Source organism: Pleomorphochaeta sp., from assembly GCF_050031695.1.
Classification (GTDB): Bacteria; Spirochaetota; Spirochaetia; order Sphaerochaetales; family Sphaerochaetaceae; genus Pleomorphochaeta.
Map to the genome: position 1 here is coordinate 38,661 of NZ_JBNAIC010000061.1, position 17,905 is coordinate 56,565.

The 17,905-nt window shown below is 26.7% G+C and carries 15 protein-coding genes and 1 tRNA gene; 8 read left to right on the top strand and 8 right to left on the bottom strand.

Annotated features, from left to right (window positions below):
• Position 1 precedes the first annotated feature (1 nt).
• The 5 genes from ACPKM0_RS10650 to ACPKM0_RS10670 form a co-directional block, all read right to left on the bottom strand.
• On the bottom strand, positions 2-847 hold the full coding sequence (locus tag ACPKM0_RS10650) for a glycerophosphodiester phosphodiesterase family protein (protein WP_472475803.1): 846 nt from the start codon (positions 845-847) through the stop codon (positions 2-4).
• Positions 848-998: 151 nt separating this feature from the next.
• A complete protein-coding gene (locus ACPKM0_RS10655) occupies positions 999-3,161 on the bottom strand; it encodes an extracellular solute-binding protein (RefSeq protein ID WP_472475805.1) in 2,163 nt (720 codons plus the stop codon).
• 138 nt (positions 3,162-3,299) lie between these two features.
• Entirely contained in the window at positions 3,300-4,484 is a 1,185-nt protein-coding gene (locus tag ACPKM0_RS10660; protein ID WP_472475807.1) for an iron-containing alcohol dehydrogenase, read from the bottom strand.
• 91 nt (positions 4,485-4,575) lie between these two features.
• On the bottom strand, positions 4,576-5,337 hold the full coding sequence (locus ACPKM0_RS10665) for a Fic/DOC family protein (protein WP_472475809.1): 762 nt from the start codon (positions 5,335-5,337) through the stop codon (positions 4,576-4,578).
• 175 nt (positions 5,338-5,512) lie between these two features.
• Entirely contained in the window at positions 5,513-6,538 is a 1,026-nt protein-coding gene (locus ACPKM0_RS10670) for a fibronectin type III domain-containing protein (protein ID WP_472475811.1), read from the bottom strand.
• Positions 6,539-6,977: 439 nt separating this feature from the next.
• Here ACPKM0_RS10670 and ACPKM0_RS10675 point away from each other — a divergent pair, with 439 nt between their 5' ends.
• The 3 genes from ACPKM0_RS10675 to ACPKM0_RS10685 all read left to right on the top strand — a co-directional run bounded on the left by ACPKM0_RS10675 (position 6,978) and on the right by ACPKM0_RS10685 (position 9,656).
• Positions 6,978-8,099 (top strand): aminotransferase class I/II-fold pyridoxal phosphate-dependent enzyme, encoded by a 1,122-nt coding sequence (locus ACPKM0_RS10675; RefSeq protein WP_472475813.1) that lies wholly within the window; start codon positions 6,978-6,980, stop codon positions 8,097-8,099.
• Positions 8,100-8,164: 65 nt separating this feature from the next.
• Complete coding sequence (locus tag ACPKM0_RS10680; protein ID WP_472475815.1) at positions 8,165-8,740, top strand: LOG family protein; 576 nt, start codon at positions 8,165-8,167, stop codon at positions 8,738-8,740.
• Positions 8,741-8,750: 10 nt separating this feature from the next.
• The gene (locus ACPKM0_RS10685) at positions 8,751-9,656 is read left to right on the top strand and encodes a YitT family protein (protein ID WP_472475817.1); all 906 of its coding nucleotides are present in this window, start codon (positions 8,751-8,753) and stop codon (positions 9,654-9,656) included.
• A 47-nt stretch (positions 9,657-9,703) separates the two neighbouring features.
• On the opposite strand, the gene ACPKM0_RS10690 is transcribed toward ACPKM0_RS10685, so the two are convergent.
• Positions 9,704-10,612, bottom strand: coding sequence for a nucleotidyltransferase family protein (locus ACPKM0_RS10690; protein WP_472475819.1), 909 nt, complete (start codon positions 10,610-10,612; stop codon positions 9,704-9,706).
• Positions 10,613-10,780: 168 nt separating this feature from the next.
• Between ACPKM0_RS10690 and ACPKM0_RS10695 the strand changes: the two genes are divergently transcribed.
• From ACPKM0_RS10695 to ACPKM0_RS10710, 4 genes are all read left to right on the top strand, one after another.
• Positions 10,781-11,086: an ArsR/SmtB family transcription factor gene (locus tag ACPKM0_RS10695; protein ID WP_472475821.1), complete on the top strand. Its 306-nt coding sequence runs from the start codon at positions 10,781-10,783 to the stop codon at positions 11,084-11,086.
• Positions 11,087-11,202: 116 nt separating this feature from the next.
• Entirely contained in the window at positions 11,203-13,044 is a 1,842-nt protein-coding gene (locus ACPKM0_RS10700) for a heavy metal translocating P-type ATPase (protein WP_472475823.1), read from the top strand.
• Between the two features lie 213 nt (positions 13,045-13,257).
• Positions 13,258-13,331 (top strand) — tRNA-Asp (locus ACPKM0_RS10705).
• Between the two features lie 165 nt (positions 13,332-13,496).
• Positions 13,497-14,807, top strand: a complete 1,311-nt coding sequence (locus ACPKM0_RS10710; RefSeq protein WP_472475825.1) for a dicarboxylate/amino acid:cation symporter — start codon at positions 13,497-13,499, stop codon at positions 14,805-14,807.
• Between the two features lie 62 nt (positions 14,808-14,869).
• On the opposite strand, the gene ACPKM0_RS10715 is transcribed toward ACPKM0_RS10710, so the two are convergent.
• Positions 14,870-15,262 carry a hypothetical protein gene (locus ACPKM0_RS10715; protein ID WP_472475826.1) on the bottom strand — a complete coding sequence of 131 codons (393 nt, stop codon included), beginning with the start codon at positions 15,260-15,262 and terminating at the stop codon, positions 14,870-14,872.
• Between the two features lie 43 nt (positions 15,263-15,305).
• Positions 15,306-15,488 carry a 4Fe-4S binding protein gene (locus ACPKM0_RS10720; RefSeq protein ID WP_472475828.1) on the bottom strand — a complete coding sequence of 61 codons (183 nt, stop codon included), beginning with the start codon at positions 15,486-15,488 and terminating at the stop codon, positions 15,306-15,308.
• A gap of 145 nt (positions 15,489-15,633) precedes the next feature.
• On the opposite strand from ACPKM0_RS10720, the gene ACPKM0_RS10725 reads away from it, so the two are divergent.
• A complete protein-coding gene (locus ACPKM0_RS10725) occupies positions 15,634-17,592 on the top strand; it encodes a PAS domain-containing protein (RefSeq protein WP_472475829.1) in 1,959 nt (652 codons plus the stop codon).
• Positions 17,593-17,905 lie beyond the last annotated feature (313 nt).

The following is a 17,905-nucleotide window of genomic DNA, read 5'->3' on the forward strand; positions in this document are numbered from 1 at the left end:
CCTAATTTTTATTTTTTATATTATCTCTATAATTTTTTAATAAAGCTGGCCAATCTGTTTGAATAATATTAAATCCATATTCCAAAAGTTTACCCCAACCAGCATCAAACCCTTTTTCTATCGATATATCATCATCTAGAAATCCTGATAAAACAATTGTATTATCTAAAGTAATTGCATTAGCCCAAATCAATATTGATTGATTATGTAATTCATTAATTATTTGTTTATTTAATAAATCTGAATCTAAAGATTCAAAAATTAATTCTACTGCAGCTAAATTAATATTATACCTTTTTACAATTTCTAATTCCTTTATATTTTTAATAATTGGCATATACATTACATTTGAATTAGATTGTTCCAAAATATCTAATAATTCTTTTTCAACAGGAGATTTAATCATTATTTGACTTCCCATATTTAATGAATCGACAAATTGAATAATTTCTTTCCAATAAAACCAAGATCTATCAATATTAATAAAACATTTACCTTCCAATTTCTTTAAAACATCTTCAGCTCGTTCTAGTTTTTTTGAAGTTTTCAAAAATAAACTATTATAACAATTCAGTTCATCAATCTCTTTTGAACTCATTTTTCTAATGTCTTTTTCAATACCTAATACTTTTTTTTCTTCACCATTATGAAATACGTAAAAAATATTATCGCTACTTAAAATTAAATCCATTTCTACTATATCTGCACCATGAAGAAGTGCATTTTTGAAAGAGAGACTTGTATTTGGTATAATATTTCCACCAACTGTCCCTCTATGAGCAGCAATTAAAAAGTTATTTTCAATACAACTTTTTACAATTTTTTCATTATTCTTATTAATTCGCATCAAATTACTCCTAATAATAAATATATAATACCATATTATTGGAACGTGTCAATCAAAAAAAATAAAAATTTTTACTCTTAATACAAATAACCTACATATTTAGATCTAATATGTAGGTTATTTACGTAAATATTTATTGGAACGTTCAATTTTATTGATTGAATTGTAAATCTATTGCTCTCTGAGCCTCGCTTAAACCTTCATCAACATCCAATAACCCAGAAGCTATAGAGCTTAAAACTGAACCAAAAGTTTGTTCGAATTCAAATTCATCAAAACTAGATTTTACACCCTGTGGGATTCTCCATCCATTTTTTAAAGAAGTCTCTATCCCTATTGTCCAAGGATATAAATTTATCGCATCAATATTTTCTATATTATTTTTAGAATTTATATATCCACCTAAATAGTTAACAAAATCTGTTGTTTCTCTTGAATAAACCCACTTTAAAAAAAGATCTATTTCTTCTTTTTTTTCTGAATTTTTCGACACTCCTAAAACTCCACCACCTAACATCGGAGCTCCACCTGGGATAGGAGCAAAACCTATTTTATTAATTATTTCTGTATTTTGTGATTGTACTAACCTAGAGGCATGATTCCCAAATACTATTGTCATCGCAATCTCTTCATTTGCAAATTCTTCGATAGAATCTTCCCACCAAGAATATTGGCCTTTACTTGTGCAATTTGATAAGGTTAAATATTCTTTCACTATTTCTTTTATTTTTGGTGTATTTACTACAATTTTACCATCTTTTGATACAACACTTTCACCTGCAGCTTTTATTCTAGGTAATAACTCACAAGCTATAGCAACAGAAGACCCTTTAATCATTGATGTTCCATATTTCGTAGGTGAGTTAGGATTAAAAGCTTTTGTAAAATATTTTGCAATAAAATCAAAGTCTTCATAAGTTTGAGGGACTTCTAATTGCCTTTTAGTGTTTTCATAAAATTCACGCTTTACCAAAGCATTTTCAAATAAATCTCTCCTATAATATAATAACTGTATACTAGTATCAAAAGGGAGTGAAAAACTCTGACCATAAGAGTAAAAATAATTATTTGGAATCCCTGGCATAAAGGAATCACAAATATCTTTATAGGGACTACTGTCCAAATCTAATGGGGTAAACAATTTTTCACCAAATGTTGATAACCAAGCCATATCAATTCTAATAATATCGTACGCTTTCGTATTTTGTGCTTTTTGAGCTTTATTATAGAGTTCTTGATATGGATATTTAATAATTTTAACTTTTATACCTGTCTTTTCTTCAAATTTTGGCACTAACAAGCTCAATGCATCACTTGTAGGACTCTCTAAAGCTAAAAAATTTATTTGCTTAAAATTATCCTTTACTACAATATTATTCTTATGGTTATTAATAGAATTTACTTTAATTATTAAATCATTTTTATCTTCATTAATTATTTTATTAGCGACTAATGTACCACAATATTTATAATTTAATTCATAATAACAATTTTGATTTTTTTCATTAAAGCTCTTACTTGTTGCACTATAAATACTTAAAACTTCCACATTATGTTTTATCTTTAAAGCTGAAATCAAACTTTCAACTCTTTCTTGACCTAACACTATACATGAATCATAACTTTTCAAATCATTAATAATTTTAAAAGCTCTATGAAAGCTAGTAGAATTTTCTGAAAAAAAGCCTTTTTTCTTAAAATCATATCTTTCTATAGCATCACAATAACCTTTATAAAATAAAAAATCACTGTAATAACTTTGAAGACCACAAAAACAAGAAATATTAGTATTCCCTTCATCAATACTTTTTAAAGTTAATTCATATCCTATTTTATAGTAATCAAAACCTATATAAACAGAATTTTTTGGCGGAAATTTCACTTGTTGCAAAACAAAATATAACGGAATATTATTATTTTCATAAAATTTATTTTTCTGAGATGTACTAATCAAAACAATAGCCGTGGGATTAGAAGCACTTATTGTATTAAGAAATTTTATTTCTTGATCAAATGAATCATTACTACAATGGATTGTAACATCAAACCCTTTTTTAGATAAAACAGTATTTATCCCGATATATAAGTCAATATATCTCTTTATATCTACTCTAGGAATAATTATTGCAACTTGATTAGTTTTCCCTTGTCTTAAATTTTTTGCTTGAACATTTACTTTATAACCCAATTCCTCAACTGCTTTTTTTACTAAATTCATTTTTTCAACACTAACATTGCCTCTATTATTTAATACATTCGAGACTGTACCGTGTGAAACACCTGCTTTATGAGCAATATCTTTAATTGTTGGCATAATTTTCCTCTTATTTTGTAACGTTTCAATATTATAATATAATTTATTAGAATATTTGTCTAATACTAAAAAAAATTCCTTCTGCTAGAAAAAATCCAACAAAAGGAATTATTATCAAATATAAATAAACAAAATACTTTATTTTGCCATTGTATAGATTTTGATTAAATCATCTTTATCAAGACCTATAGCATTACCAACCAATCTACCACCAAAATTAGTTGCCTTAACACTTAATTCTTCAATTTCTTTATCATTAGGAGTAACTCCTAATTCTCTTAGATTTGTTGGCATATCTACAGCACGATAGAATTCATTTAATTTATCTAGTCCAAGTAATGCAGTTTCTTTAGCAGTTGCTTGAGGTTCTACATCAAATACTTTAATAGCAAATTTTTCTAATCTATCTTCAATTTTATCGAAAACATATAAAGCCCAAGCAGTAAATACTGCACTTAATCCAGCTCCATGAGCTACATTATATTTTCCACCTAATTCATGTTCAATTTTGTGAACTGCCCATTCTCCTGAATTAGTGCCACAACCAGTTAGACCATTGTGTGATAAACTACTAGACCACATAATATTCCATCTAGCTTGTACATTATTTGGATCTTCTAATAAAATCATAGCGTTTTTAATTACAGCTCTCATTAAACCTTCTGCTATTTCATCAGTTATATCCAAATTTTGATCACCATCAGTATTTATATAACGTTCCATTGTATGCATCAAAATATCTACTATTCCACTAAAAGTTTGATATTTTGGTAAAGTTAATGTTAATAAAGGATTCATAATAGCAAATCTACATGCAGCATCTTCATGACCACAAGATCTTTTTAACATTCCTTCATCTTTAGTTATTACGCTACCTTTACTCATTTCAGAACCTGCTGCTGCTATAGTTAAAATTGTTGCAACCGGTAAAGAGCCTGTTACAGGACGCTTACCTTCATAAAGTTCCCATAAATTACCACCATCATATAAACCCATAGCTATAGCTTTTGAAGAATCAATTACGCTACCACCACCAACAGCTAATATGAAATCAACACCTTCTTTTTTGCATAAATCTATACCTTCATAAACTTTTGATAAAAGAGGATTTGCAACAACACCACCTAATGTAACATAAGAGATATTTTCTTTATCTAATGAAGCTTTAACTCTGTCTATTAATCCTGATTTTATAGCACTTTTTCCACCATAATGAATTAAAACTTTTTTCACATTAAAGTTTAATAGCTCTTTTGCAACATCATTTTCTCCATTTTCTTTAAATATAACTTTAGTTGGAGTGTAATAAGTAAAACTGTTCATTGTTCCTTCCTTTTCTGTTTTTAATATCCTAAACATAAATAATTAAAAATAGCATTAAAAAACAAACCAAAATGGTTTGCTTTATCATAATTTATTTTTCGTATACAACTTCTTCAAGAACATCAATTAAGGGTTGATAATCTCCATCAATTGCACATATATCAGCTTCTAAAAATCTATCAGGATCACAATTTCTCCAATCAATTACATAACCGGCAAAAAATATTAATTCCCAAAAGAATAATCTAGTGGCTTGAGCATTACCATTTCTAAAAGGATGAATTGCTTCTAATTCACCCATATAATAAGCAAGATCATTAATAAATTCTTCTCTTGTTAATTTTCTTAAATAATGATCTTTACTTAATTTATTAAAAAGATCTCTTGAAGAACTTACAATATATGCAGGTCTACAAAATTCAGTACGTTTTGCAGCCATTTTTGTCCTTAGTGTACCTGCAGATGGATAAATGTCACTAAAAAGGGATGAATGAATAGCTTCTAACTTTTCTAAATCAAAAGGACCATCGATAGGCATCACCATCAATTCAGCCGTCCTAATTGAAGTAATATATATTGCAACTTCTCTCAATTTTTTTCTGTCTTTAATATCAAAGAAATTAAAAAGACATCTTGTATTTTCATAATAATTAAAATCATCATCGCTTGCGACGTAGTCATGATTCGTTAATGAATTGGTTATAATATATTTTTCAATCAAACTATCAGCAGTTATATCTTTGTCTAATACTGCTCGTATATCAGCCTCATCGTCATCAGAAAGTGAAAACCCTTCTGATTCATAAGTAAATCTAATATAGTCGATGCAACGTTGCATACGGCTTTTTCTCATCTCTTTTTACAATAGGAGGTAAAACCTCCGTCTCCTTACTTAATATAATATTTTATTCTATATAATAATACAAACACCATTAATTTTTGGCAAGGTATATAACTTAAATTTCATTAAAGTAGTACAAAGAAAAGGGTCAGTTAACAACTGACCCTATAAACTATTACTTATATAATTATAGTGTAAATGTAATAGCTGGAGTTACTTCAACACCCCAATAATCTAAATTATCCCAATCTAAAATATCACTATTGTGTCTAGCCTTAGCGGTTAATCCAAATTGTAATAAATCAGTAACATTATAATTAAATCCTAATTGAGCACCATATCCAATTGATAAATGGCCAAAATAATCTGCTTCTAAATCAGCTGAACCAATATAAGGATAATCAACTAAAATTGCATCCACAAAAGGAGCTAATTCTATTTCTGCCTTTTTGAAGTTTAATTGCATTTCAGGAGCTAGTGTCACTCTTAAACTATAATCAGTAATTGAAGTATCAGTAAATACGCTCAATAATGAGTCTTTAGCATGACCAGCATGAGGTAATACTAATAAGTCAGTATCAATATTTAAACCGAAACCAACATTTTTAACTGATAGAATATTATTAAATCCTAAACCTAATCCTGCTGCGATACTATATTGATCATAATTTGTTGATACACCAGAGATTTCAGTCATAGTATATCCTGCAGTACCTCTTAAAGAAATACCAGTATAATAATCACTAGGTGTTTTTACTTTAGCAACTTTTACTTCTTCTACATCAGCTTCTACTAATTCTTCACTAACCATTTCTGAATCTGCTGCTACTTCTCCTACAGTTTCAGTCTCAGCTTCAGCAACTACTACAGTATCATCTGCTTCAACTAATTCATCTACAGCTTCTACAGTTTCACTAGCATATAAAGGCATTGCTATTGAAATAGCACTAGGTGACCAATTAACACCATCATATGTTTGTTGTAAATAAAGGGTATATTCTTTTGATCCATCTAAATTCTGAATTACACAAGAAGAAGTCATACCATCAACTACTGTCCAATTATCAGGATCTTCACCATCTAATTGGTATCTAAAACCAGTAATTTGAGGATCATCAAGCATCCATTCCCATGTAATTACAACTTCTGTTGCAAATGCCATTACAGGTAATAATACTAATAAAGCTAATAATGTTATAAATCTTTTTTTCATAATTTCTTTTAGGGAAAATATTTTCCCCTTTTCTCCTTCTCTTAATACTTGAAGTCTTTTACATAATACACAATAAAAATGAACCAAACAACTCAAAAATAAAAATAGATGTAAAAATTCTTATTTAAACATATAAAATATAACAAAAAAATATACTTTTTGTTACAAAAATTAACAATTTGCTAATTATAAATAACTTTTTATATATATTTATTTTCTCGATAAAGTTTCTAATATAATTATAATAATACTATTTTTAAGAAATGCAAAGAACAAAAGATAAAAGCTTGTAAACTAATCAATTATAACTTTTTCTTTGATGTACATAATCTTATTTACTTTACAATTTAATTTTTATATTATCTAACATTGTTTAAATAATATGTTGAATACTATATAGTTGAATACTATATATATATAAACAAAAATAGGTTAAAAAATGAAAATAAATGATTTTAAATTAGAAGTATATTTTAATAAGTATGAATTTAGTGCACCTTACTTACTTACACAGTCAGATTGTCAATCTATGACTATTAATGAATTATTAAGCTATGAAAAAGGTTCAAGAGAATTATTTCTAGAATCATATTTAGGATATACAGAAGTTAGTGGGAGTTTAGAGCTAAGAAAAAGAATATCTAATCTATATTCTAACATCAAGGATGATAATATATTAATCCATACAGGTGCTCAAGAAGCAATATTTAATACTATGAATATTCTTTTAGAAAAAGATGATCATATAATTACTCAATTCCCAACTTATCAATCATTATTTGAAGTAGCTAATAGCATTGGTTGTGAAATTTCAAATTGGAATATTGAACTTAAAAATAATCAATGGACAATGGATATAGAGAAGTTAGAGAATTTAATTAAAGAAAACACTAAAGTAATTATTCTTAATTCTCCAAATAATCCAACTGGATACACTTTTACGAATGACGAATTAAACAAAATAGTAGAAATATCAAGAAAAAATAATATATACATTTTTTGTGATGAAGTTTATAAAGGTTTAGAATTAGATGGAGAGAAAAGAAATTGGTTAGCTGACCTATATGAAAAAGGTATTTCTTTAGGTGTAATGTCTAAATCATACGGATTAGCAGGACTTAGAATTGGATGGATTGCAACTCAAGATAAAAAAATATTAAAGAAACTAACTAAAATGAAACACTATACAAGTATTTGTTGTAGTGCTCCATCTGAATTTTTATCAACAGTAGCATTAAAATATAGTGATCAAATATTAAATAAAAACTTAAATCTTATTCAAAAGAACATCGATATTGCTGAAAGTTTTTTTAGTAAATATCCAACTTTATTCAATTTTATTAAACCTATGGCGGGTCCAGTTTGTTTTATTAAAATGAATATCGACTTTTCAATACAAGAATTTTGTTCTAATTTAGTTTCTGAAAAAGGCGTTTTATTATTACCTGCTAATATATATTCTATAGATGAAAATTATTTTAGAATGGGCTTTGGAAGAGATAATTTTGAAAAAAGTCTACAAAAGTTTGAAGAGTATTTAATAGAAAATAAGTTCGTTTAATTTAATATAAAAGCAAAAAGATTAATTGCTTGCAACTTTCATTATTAATGATGTATCTTGATAATATGAATAAAATAAAAAATATAGCTATTTTTTGTGGTTCTTCTAAAGGAAACAGTCCTATATATAGTGAAGCCGCAATAGATGTAGGAAACTACATCGCAATGAATGATTTTAATTTAATCTATGGTGGAGGTAATATTGGACTAATGGGACTTGTTGCATCATCAGCTTCTAAAAAGGGTGCTAAAGTTATAGGAGTCCTTCCAAAAAGACTAAACTTACCACAAGTTTGTAATGAAGATATCGAAACAGAAAGAATTATTACTGAAGATATGCATGAAAGAAAAAAAGAAATGTATAAAAGAAGTGATGCTTTTATAGCGATGCCTGGAGGAATAGGGACTTTTGAAGAATTCTTTGAATCATATACTTGGTTGCAATTAAATATACACAACAAACCTATAGGTTTATTAAATATAGATAATTTTTATACACCATTATATGAATTTTTAGAACATGCTTGCCAAAAAGGCTTTATGAAAGAAAACATATTAAAGTCTTTATCAATAGCAACAGATATTGAAACTCTAATAACAGATATGAAAAACAAAGAATTAAATATACCTCAAAAAGTTTAGGAGGGAAAAAATGGAAAAAGAACCATTAAAATATAGACTGTTAGAATATTTTTATATAATTATTGGTACATTTTTAACAGCTCTTGGAGCTGTATTATTTGCAAATCCTGCTCAAATAGCAAATGGAGGAGTAACTGGTATAGCTATCATCCTCTTCCATACATTAAATTTTGATTTAGGTATAACCATTTTGATATTAAGTATACCTTTATTTTTCTTAGGGTTATTTATATTTGGCAAAGAATATGGATTAAAATCATTAATTGGAACTTTATTATATTCAGGTTTCACAATTATTCAAACTAGAATGTTCGGCTTTGAAGGTGTTATAAATTACGATTTTCATGTTTCTTATTTATTATCTGCAATTTTTGGCGGAATCCTATTTGGTGCTGGATTAGGCTTTGTGATGAAAAGTGGTGCTAACACCGGTGGAACAGATATTTTAGCACAAATTTTAAATAGATTTACTTCTCTATCATTAGGTACTGCAATGTTTATAATTGATGCATTAATAGTTGGAAGCAGTATATTTATTTTTGGTATCGAAGCAGCTTTATATGCAGTAATTACAATTTATATAACTAGTGTAGGAATAGATAAAGTATTATTAGGATTGGGAAGTTATAATTCTAAAACGCTATATATTATATCAAATAAAAAAGACGAAATTAAAAAAGTCATTTTAGACGACTTAGATCATAGTGGCACAGTATTAGAAGGAAAAGGATTATATACAGATCAAGAAAGACCTGTAATAATGACGGTTATAACTAATAATAAAGTTGGAAAATTTATTAACCATATTCATCTAATAGATAAAGATGCTTTTGTAATAGTTCATGATGCTTATCAAGTCATGGGGGAGGGATTTACTCCTATAGCAACTGCTGCATGGAGAACAAAACATATATAATAACAAACCTCTAGAAAAAACTAGAGGTTTATTTAGAATTAAGTAGATTATTTTTCCCAAAGTATTTGAGGATAATATCCTTCTTCGGTTTTATTTGCTAATTCTTTCTTTACATTTTCTCTATCTTCACTATATGTCATTCCAAACCATTTTTCTTCAGTTGTATAGAATTTCAATTTACCTTGATTAGATCTTACAATTTCGCTAGCACCTTCAGGTAAATAACATTCTACTTTTTCAGTTGAAATATTTTTAGAAATAAACTCTTGCCAATATTTTTCAAAAGAATCAAATGCAGAAGGAGCAAAACCAAAGAAATTCATTGAAACCCATTCATCACCTTTCATCTCAATTTCTTCGCCATCAAGATAACTAATTATTTTATCCCCAACAAACTCAATCCTAGTATTTTCTTTCATACTTGTTAAATAATCATCATTAACAGTACAAACAGCTCTAGAAACACTTCCAGATTTACTCATAGTATTTTTCAATACATAACCCACTAAAGCATGTTCTGTACTACCTTCTTCTAATGAAGATAAATGCTTTGCCATAATTTCAAAAGCTTCTCTACCATAATAATCATCACTATTAATAACACAAAATGGTTCATTAACTGCTTCTTTTGCACATAATACTGCATGGATAGTACCCCAAGGTTTGCTTCTATCTTTACTTAAAGCAATTTGTTCTTCACTTAATAAAGAATCCATAGATTGAAAAACATATTCAGCTTCCATATTTCTACTAATTCTGTTAAATAATCTTTCTTTAAAATCCTTTTCAATATCTTTTCGAATAATAAACACAACTTTCTTAAATCCAGCTTGTAGTGCATCATATACACCATAGTCTAATAAAGTTTCTCCGTTTTTACCGACTGCGTCGATTTGTTTTACTCCCCCATAACGGGATCCCATCCCTGCAGCTAATACAACTAATGTTGGTTTCATAAAAACTCTCCTATCTTTAACTTAAAAGTTAGCTTTAGTGTAACAACTAAAATATATAGGGTCAAATTAAATTAACATATTGAACAAATAATTAATTATTTTGTGCAAAATCTAAAATACTTTACATGTATTTAGAAAAAGTTATAGAATGAAATATCAGGAGATTTTATGATAGAAAAAAACAAAGTTAATTCGAATTTTGATTCTTGTTGTTTATTTTTCAAAGTACTTGGAGATCCAACTAGAATGAGAATAATATTAGCATTAACAAATGGGCCTCTATGCGTAAATGATTTAAAAGATCAATTAGACATGGAACAATCTGCAATTTCTCATCAACTAAAAATATTGAAAAAAGCAAAAGTTATAAAATCTCAAAAAAAAGGTAAAAATGTCTTCTACTCTTTCGATGATAATCATGTTGAAGATATTATAAGTATTGCTTTAAAACATATAAATCATAAGTATCAATAATAATTCAATTGACACATGAATACTTTTTCATATATTATTCATCTAGAATTAGATATCAACTAATTCTTATTTTTAGCATAACATATGAATATATATTCATATATAAAGGAAAAAAGATGAATTTTAAAGTAAAAAGAATAATTGTAACTTTTGTTTTCTTTATATTAGCATTAACATTATTCAAAGATTTCAAAATATATTTAATGTTAGTATCTTATATAATTATAGGATACGATATTATACTAAAATCACTAAAGAATATAAAAAGTGGACATTTTTTAGATGAAACATTTTTAATGGCTATAGCATCTATTGGAGCTTTTATTATAGGAAGTTCTGCTGAAGGTGTTGCTGTATTACTTTTTTACCAAATTGGTGAAAGTTTTGAAAGCTATGCAGTAAAAAAATCACGAAACTCAATTAAATCGTTATTAAAATTAAAAAGTGAAATTACACATTTAATTAAAGATAATCAAACAATAGATATTAACCCAAATTTAATAAAAATAAATGATATAATTTTAGTTAAAGCTGGAGAGAGAGTTCCTCTCGATGGAATAATAATCGAAGGTTCTTCTTCATTAGATGTTTCCCCACTAACAGGAGAATCACTTCCAAAAGATATAAGTGAGAATTCTACAGTATTAAGTGGTAGTTTGAACTTAACATCACCTATAAAAGTAAAAGTTAATAAAACATATGAAAATTCAACAATATCAAAAATATTAAAACTTGTTGAATTTGCAAATGAAAAGAAATCTAAGAATGAAGTTTTTGTAAGACGTTTTGCAAAATATTACACACCTATTGTTGTATATTCAGCTCTACTATTGGCTACAATACCTCCTTTATTAATCACCAATGCCACATACTCAACATGGATATATAGAGCATTAATGTTTTTAGTTGTTTCTTGTCCTTGTGCTTTTGTTGTTTCTATTCCTCTATCATATTTTTGTGGAATAGGTGCTATATCAAAAAAAGGTATATTAGTTAAAGGAAGTATATATCTAGAAAAATTATCTAAAATAGATTCAATAGTTTTTGATAAAACAGGAACTATTACAGAAGGATCATTTAAAATCAATGATATCCGATGTAACAATATAGAAAAAAACGAATTATTTAATTATCTAAACAGTGTTGAAATATTATCAAATCATCCAATAGCAAAATCAATTACTAAAGAATACAAAAAATTACAAGATGACACAAAAGATTATGTGGCTAAAGATTTAATTGAAATTCATGGATTAGGTATTAAAGCTTCTGTAAATAATAAAATAGTACTTATTGGTAAAAAGGAATTATTAATAAATAATAAAATAGAAATTCTAAATTACAAAGATATAAGTTTAACTGATTCATTAATATATATTGCAATAGATAATGAATTTAGTGGACTTGTTTCAATAGGAGACAAAATAAAAGAGAATAGTAAAAATGCAATACTTAGTCTAAAGAAAAACAAAATCAAAAACATATACATGTTAAGTGGTGATAACTATGAAACAACAAAAACAATTGCTAGGGAAGTTGGAATAAATGAATTTAAGTCTAATTTGTTACCAAAGGATAAAGTAACTGAATTAGAAAAAATTATAAGAAAAAATCAATCGGTAGCATTTGTTGGAGATGGAATAAATGATTCCCCTGCTCTTGCTATAAGTGATGTTGGAATATCAATGGGAGCAATGGGAAGTGACGCAGCTATTGAAGCTAGTGATGTTGTAATAATGGGTGAAGAAATAAACACACTCCCATCCGTTATTAAATTATCAAGAAAAACAATGAGAATAGTAAAACAAAATACTATTTTCGCTATAGGGATAAAATTTTTAGTTATGCTTTTAGGAGCTTTAGGTTTTGCAAACATGTGGTTTGCTATTTTTGCAGATGTAGGAGTAACGTTCTTAGCTATTTTAAATGCTCTAAGATTAATTAAATTTAACAAATAATATAATTAGCTAAACTTAGAATGTATTAAAATAAAGTCATATAATTAAAATAGTCAAAACTAAAATATTAATTTACTATAATTTTAAAGATTTACAGAAAAATCTCTTTTAGTTTCTTGTTTGATATCGCTAATAAACTACAAAAAAATAAATAAAATGTAATAATCCTATTGACAATAACTGATAAATTCTATAGTTTAAGTCTTGTCCTTTGGGGGCGTAGCGAAGATGGTTATCGCGTCGGCCTGTCACGCCGAAGATCGCGGGTTCGATCCCCGTCGCTCTCGAACTTTTAAACCTTACTAAATTTTAGTAAGGTTTTTTTGTGTTTAACTCAAATTCTAAACTTTTGTAACCTTTTTCACATAAATTTGTATATAAAAAAAATTGCAAAATATGAAATTTATGATAAGATTAGTTTGTTAGTAATTAACTATTGATGGAGGTTTTTTATGGCAAAAGATGCACCTATTAAAAAAAATGGGTTATTCGGTTGGTATTTCAATTTCAATTTATTGTACAGAATCTTAATTGGTTTAGTTTTAGGTGCAATTGTTGGTATCGTTTTAGCTGCTAGTGGTATTACACAAATTCCTGGTTGGCTACAAATGCTTGGGGACATTTTTGTTAGACTATTAAAAATGATTTTAGTTCCTATAGTTTTCTCAACATTAGTTGTTGGTTCTGCTTCTGTTTCACCTGCAAACTTAGGTAAAGTTGGTTTAAGAGTTGTTGGTATTTATTTAGTAACATCTGCTGTAGCTGTAGCTATTGGTTTATTAATGGGTGTTATTTTTAGACCTAATGCTCAAATTGCTGCTACAATGGCTGCTGAAGCTGCTGGTAAAACCGCTGATGTTTCTGTATGGAATACATTATCTGGAATCATTCCAAAGAATATCTTCTCTGCATTAACTTCAGGTGCTATTCTTCAAATTATTTTCTTTGCAATAATCTTTGGTATTAGCTTATCTTATCTAAAAGTTTCTGATGACGAAAGATTAAACAGAGTTGGAAATGTAATGTTTGACTTCTTTGATGGCTTTGCTGAAATCATGATGAAAATGGTTAAAGGAATTATGGAATATGCCCCTATTGGTGTATTTGCATTAATTTGTGGAGTATTCGCAAAACAAGGTGCTTCTGTAGCTGGTTCCTTAGCTATTGTTACAATTGCTTGTTTCTTAGGTTATATCCTACATATTTTATTAGTTTACACAAGCATTTTAAGAATGGGAAAAATCAAATTATCAACATTCTGGAAATCAGCAAGAAATCCATTTGTTACAGCTTTTGTAACTCGTTCTTCAAGTGGTACATTACCTGTTACTATTGAAGCTGCTAAAGAATTAGGTGTTAAAAAAGAAGTTTATTCTTTCTCACTTCCTTTAGGTGCAACAATTAATATGGATGGTACAGCTATTTATCAAGGTGTTTGTTCAATCTTTATAGCATTATCTGTTGGTCATGGCTTATTTGGAGCTAGTGATTTAGCATTAATCGTACTTACAGCTACTTTAGCTTCAATTGGTACTGCTGGTGTTCCTGGCGCAGGTGCTATTATGTTAGCTATGGTAATGCAACAAGTTAGAATGCCTATTGAACCTGGTACTGCTATTGCTGGTGCTTATGCTTTAATCTTAGGTATTGACGCTATACTTGATATGGGTAGAACTGCTCTTAACGTATTTGGTGACTTAACATGTACAACATTTGTTGCTAAAAAACTTGGTATGTTAGAAGAAGATTCTATTGTGAAATAAAGCTAATTACTTAGTAAATTAATTACCCCTTTGGTCTCTTTTAAACCAAAGGGGTTGTTTTTTTATTCTTCATATTCTTTTATGGGTTGTTCCATAGACCATAAAAACAAATCTATTATTCTTTTTTGTGTATTTCTACATTCAAAGGTTAGATCCTTAGTAGAAAAAGAAAATGAAGAATTATAGAATTTTTTATTAGCAGAATAATCTACAATAGCTTTGCGTAAAATAATTGTATTTTCTGGAATACCTACAAGAGGAGTAAATAGGATGATAACTCTAAAATTAGTTACACATACAAGTCTTCTCTTGCCTTCTATAATTGCAGTAGCCATACAATTAATTGTTTCATCAATTAATAATATCATAGCTAAAGGTTTCAATTCTCTTTTAAAGCCATATAAATCATAAATATATAACTCTTGTAATCTCTCAACAATATCTTTTTTTTCCATACAATTATAATAACATGCTTTTTAATCTACTTAAATAAAAAATTTAAGCACGTTTAAATGCACCATAACCACAAAATCTAATACATCTACCACAATCAATACATTTTTCTTTATCAATATAAGGGGCAGCATAGCCTTTTTGTATTATTGCTTTTGTAGGACAAACTCTAACTACAGGACATGGATGGTTTTGAGGACATCTATTCTTATCTACTTCAATTGACATTATTTACTCCAACTAATGATTTTTAATCAATAAACAATAAATTCATTTTTAAATCAGTAACAAAATCACAATATTAAAAAAAAATGCCTTATATCATAAATGAAAAAATGATAATATAATAAAGAAAACAAAAACAGAGAAAATTATGGTTGATAAAAATAAAGAAGCATTATTATTAATAAAAAATTTTTGTATTTCTTTTTACAAAAAAAGAGATATAAAAAGTACATTTAAGTATCTTTCAGATGAAGTTTTATGGTGTGGTCCAAATAAATTATCAGAAATTTCGAACTATGAACAATTAGAAGCTATTTTTTTACTAGATATATCATTAATACCCTCTTCATTTACAATAAAAGAAATATCAGAATATTCTTATAAAGTTACTGAAAATGTATATAATGTTCACTATAATGCAAGATTCAATAATAAACAAAAAAATATTAGTTTTGAATTAAGTTTATTTTCAACAATTTTATACAAAGAAGATATTCCTAAAATAGTATCACTAAAATTTGATTATATAACTCCGCCAAAGCATAATTCTGGTGCATTTAAACAACATATAAAAGGTGGATTATTAATTGCAAAGCATGAAAATAAAAATTATATTTCCATTGAATCAATAAACAACCAATTTGCATCATTATTTAATTTAACTTTAAATGATGAAAAAAAAATACTAAATACAAACTTCTTTGAATATATTCATACAGCAGATGTTGCTATATTTAAACACCAATTATTCAACAACAATAAAGTAAATTTACCTTTTTCTTATAAATGTAGGTTGAAATTAGTTGATACTTATTCTCAAATTATGGCTACTATAGTATTAAAAAAAATATCAGGTACAAAAAAATATTTTATGGTTATTCAACCACTTGAAGCTGATGAAATCAATGAATATAAAAACAAAATAAAAATATCTAACCCGAAAGAAATTTATTCTGAATTTGGTACACATGAAAATATCATGAATGATAAATTTACAATACAAAAAATTAATAATAAATTTTGTCAGATTTTAGGTTATACACCTGATGAACTATTAAAGTATGCTAAAAATGATTATTTTAATTTAGTTCATAAAAATGATATAGAATATCTTAAGCAAATCTATAATAAACTTTCAACTAATAGACCTAAAAACTATGTAGCTTATAGATTAATAGATAAGAATAACAAAATTGTTTGGGTAAAAGAAAATTTATCAACAGTAACTAGAAAATCAAATAAAATCATTATAAAAGCACTTGTTGAAGAATTAGATTATATTAATAATTCAAAAGCAAATGAAATTGATTCTGTACTTTTACAAGATGATATTGATTCTAAATTTCTAATTGTAGATATGGTGAATAATAGATTTGAAACAGATGTTTTTGAAAATTCACGAATAAAGTTTTCAACTAAATATATAAATAACTTACCAAACTCTCTTTTAGAAAAAAATATTATATATAAAGATGATAATAAAAGTTTTATAGATTTTTACAATAAAACTTTAAAACAACAAAAAAACAAATGGATTGGAAGAGTAAACCTAAAGAATAATAAAATTGGTTGGTATCAAGTAATTAGTTATACTCTTTTTAACAATTCTATGCCAATAAAAGCATTATGCATTATCACAAACATAAATGATATAAAAAATATATTAGTTAAATTTAATAAACATCAAGAATTAATTAAAATAATTATTTCAGATTATGAGTTTATTGGAGAATATGATTCATTTACAAATAGACCAATATTCATGTTTTCTCCAACTAGACAAAAAGATTTTGTTGAAAACTCAAAAAATAATAATTTTGATTTTTTAATTAATAATGTAATCCATAATGATGATATAGACCTTTTATTAGATGAAAAAAACAAAACCTTTAACCATACATATAACGGAATTATTCCAGATAACAATGAATTTGATATTAGATATAGATCCTTAACAAATCGTTTTAAAGGTTTTCAGTGGGGGAAAATTAAATATATTTATCGCTTTGATAATACTACAAAACATCTTCATACTATAATCCTAATAAAGAATAATGATACTCAAAAGAGAGCTGAATTAACTTTATTAGAAAATTTAAAAAATTAATAAATAAAATATTGACAAATTAACATTGTAGTATTATATTTAAATCACAAGTTACATATTGCTAACAAAATAATATAATATAATAATTAATATATAAAGAATGTTATTAATTTGTCACTCCATTATTTTTCCCTGTTGTATAGAGACTATTTATAAGTAGTCTCTATATTTTTTATATCCTTATATATCCAACAATTATATAAAATACTATAATTCTTTCTTGTTTATTTGACTTATTACTTTAATTTTATTACTTTAAATATAGTTAGTTAATACTAACTATTTATTTATATTATATTCTATTTTTTAAGGA

Bases quoted from the DNA above. Each gene is read 5' to 3' on its own strand.
- ACPKM0_RS10650 (WP_472475803.1), bottom strand. From the start codon at position 847: ATGCGAATTAATAAGAATAATGAAAAAATTGTAAAAAGTTGTATTGAA.
- ACPKM0_RS10655 (WP_472475805.1), bottom strand. From the start codon at position 3,161: ATGCCAACAATTAAAGATATTGCTCATAAAGCAGGTGTTTCACACGGT.
- ACPKM0_RS10660 (WP_472475807.1), bottom strand. From the start codon at position 4,484: ATGAACAGTTTTACTTATTACACTCCAACTAAAGTTATATTTAAAGAA.
- ACPKM0_RS10665 (WP_472475809.1), bottom strand. From the start codon at position 5,337: ATGAGAAAAAGCCGTATGCAACGTTGCATCGACTATATTAGATTTACT.
- ACPKM0_RS10670 (WP_472475811.1), bottom strand. From the start codon at position 6,538: ATGAAAAAAAGATTTATAACATTATTAGCTTTATTAGTATTATTACCT.
- ACPKM0_RS10675 (WP_472475813.1), top strand. From the start codon at position 6,978: ATGAAAATAAATGATTTTAAATTAGAAGTATATTTTAATAAGTATGAA.
- ACPKM0_RS10680 (WP_472475815.1), top strand. From the start codon at position 8,165: ATGAATAAAATAAAAAATATAGCTATTTTTTGTGGTTCTTCTAAAGGA.
- ACPKM0_RS10685 (WP_472475817.1), top strand. From the start codon at position 8,751: ATGGAAAAAGAACCATTAAAATATAGACTGTTAGAATATTTTTATATA.
- ACPKM0_RS10690 (WP_472475819.1), bottom strand. From the start codon at position 10,612: ATGAAACCAACATTAGTTGTATTAGCTGCAGGGATGGGATCCCGTTAT.
- ACPKM0_RS10695 (WP_472475821.1), top strand. From the start codon at position 10,781: ATGATAGAAAAAAACAAAGTTAATTCGAATTTTGATTCTTGTTGTTTA.
- ACPKM0_RS10700 (WP_472475823.1), top strand. From the start codon at position 11,203: ATGAATTTTAAAGTAAAAAGAATAATTGTAACTTTTGTTTTCTTTATA.
- ACPKM0_RS10710 (WP_472475825.1), top strand. From the start codon at position 13,497: ATGGCAAAAGATGCACCTATTAAAAAAAATGGGTTATTCGGTTGGTAT.
- ACPKM0_RS10715 (WP_472475826.1), bottom strand. From the start codon at position 15,262: ATGGAAAAAAAAGATATTGTTGAGAGATTACAAGAGTTATATATTTAT.
- ACPKM0_RS10720 (WP_472475828.1), bottom strand. From the start codon at position 15,488: ATGTCAATTGAAGTAGATAAGAATAGATGTCCTCAAAACCATCCATGT.
- ACPKM0_RS10725 (WP_472475829.1), top strand. From the start codon at position 15,634: ATGGTTGATAAAAATAAAGAAGCATTATTATTAATAAAAAATTTTTGT.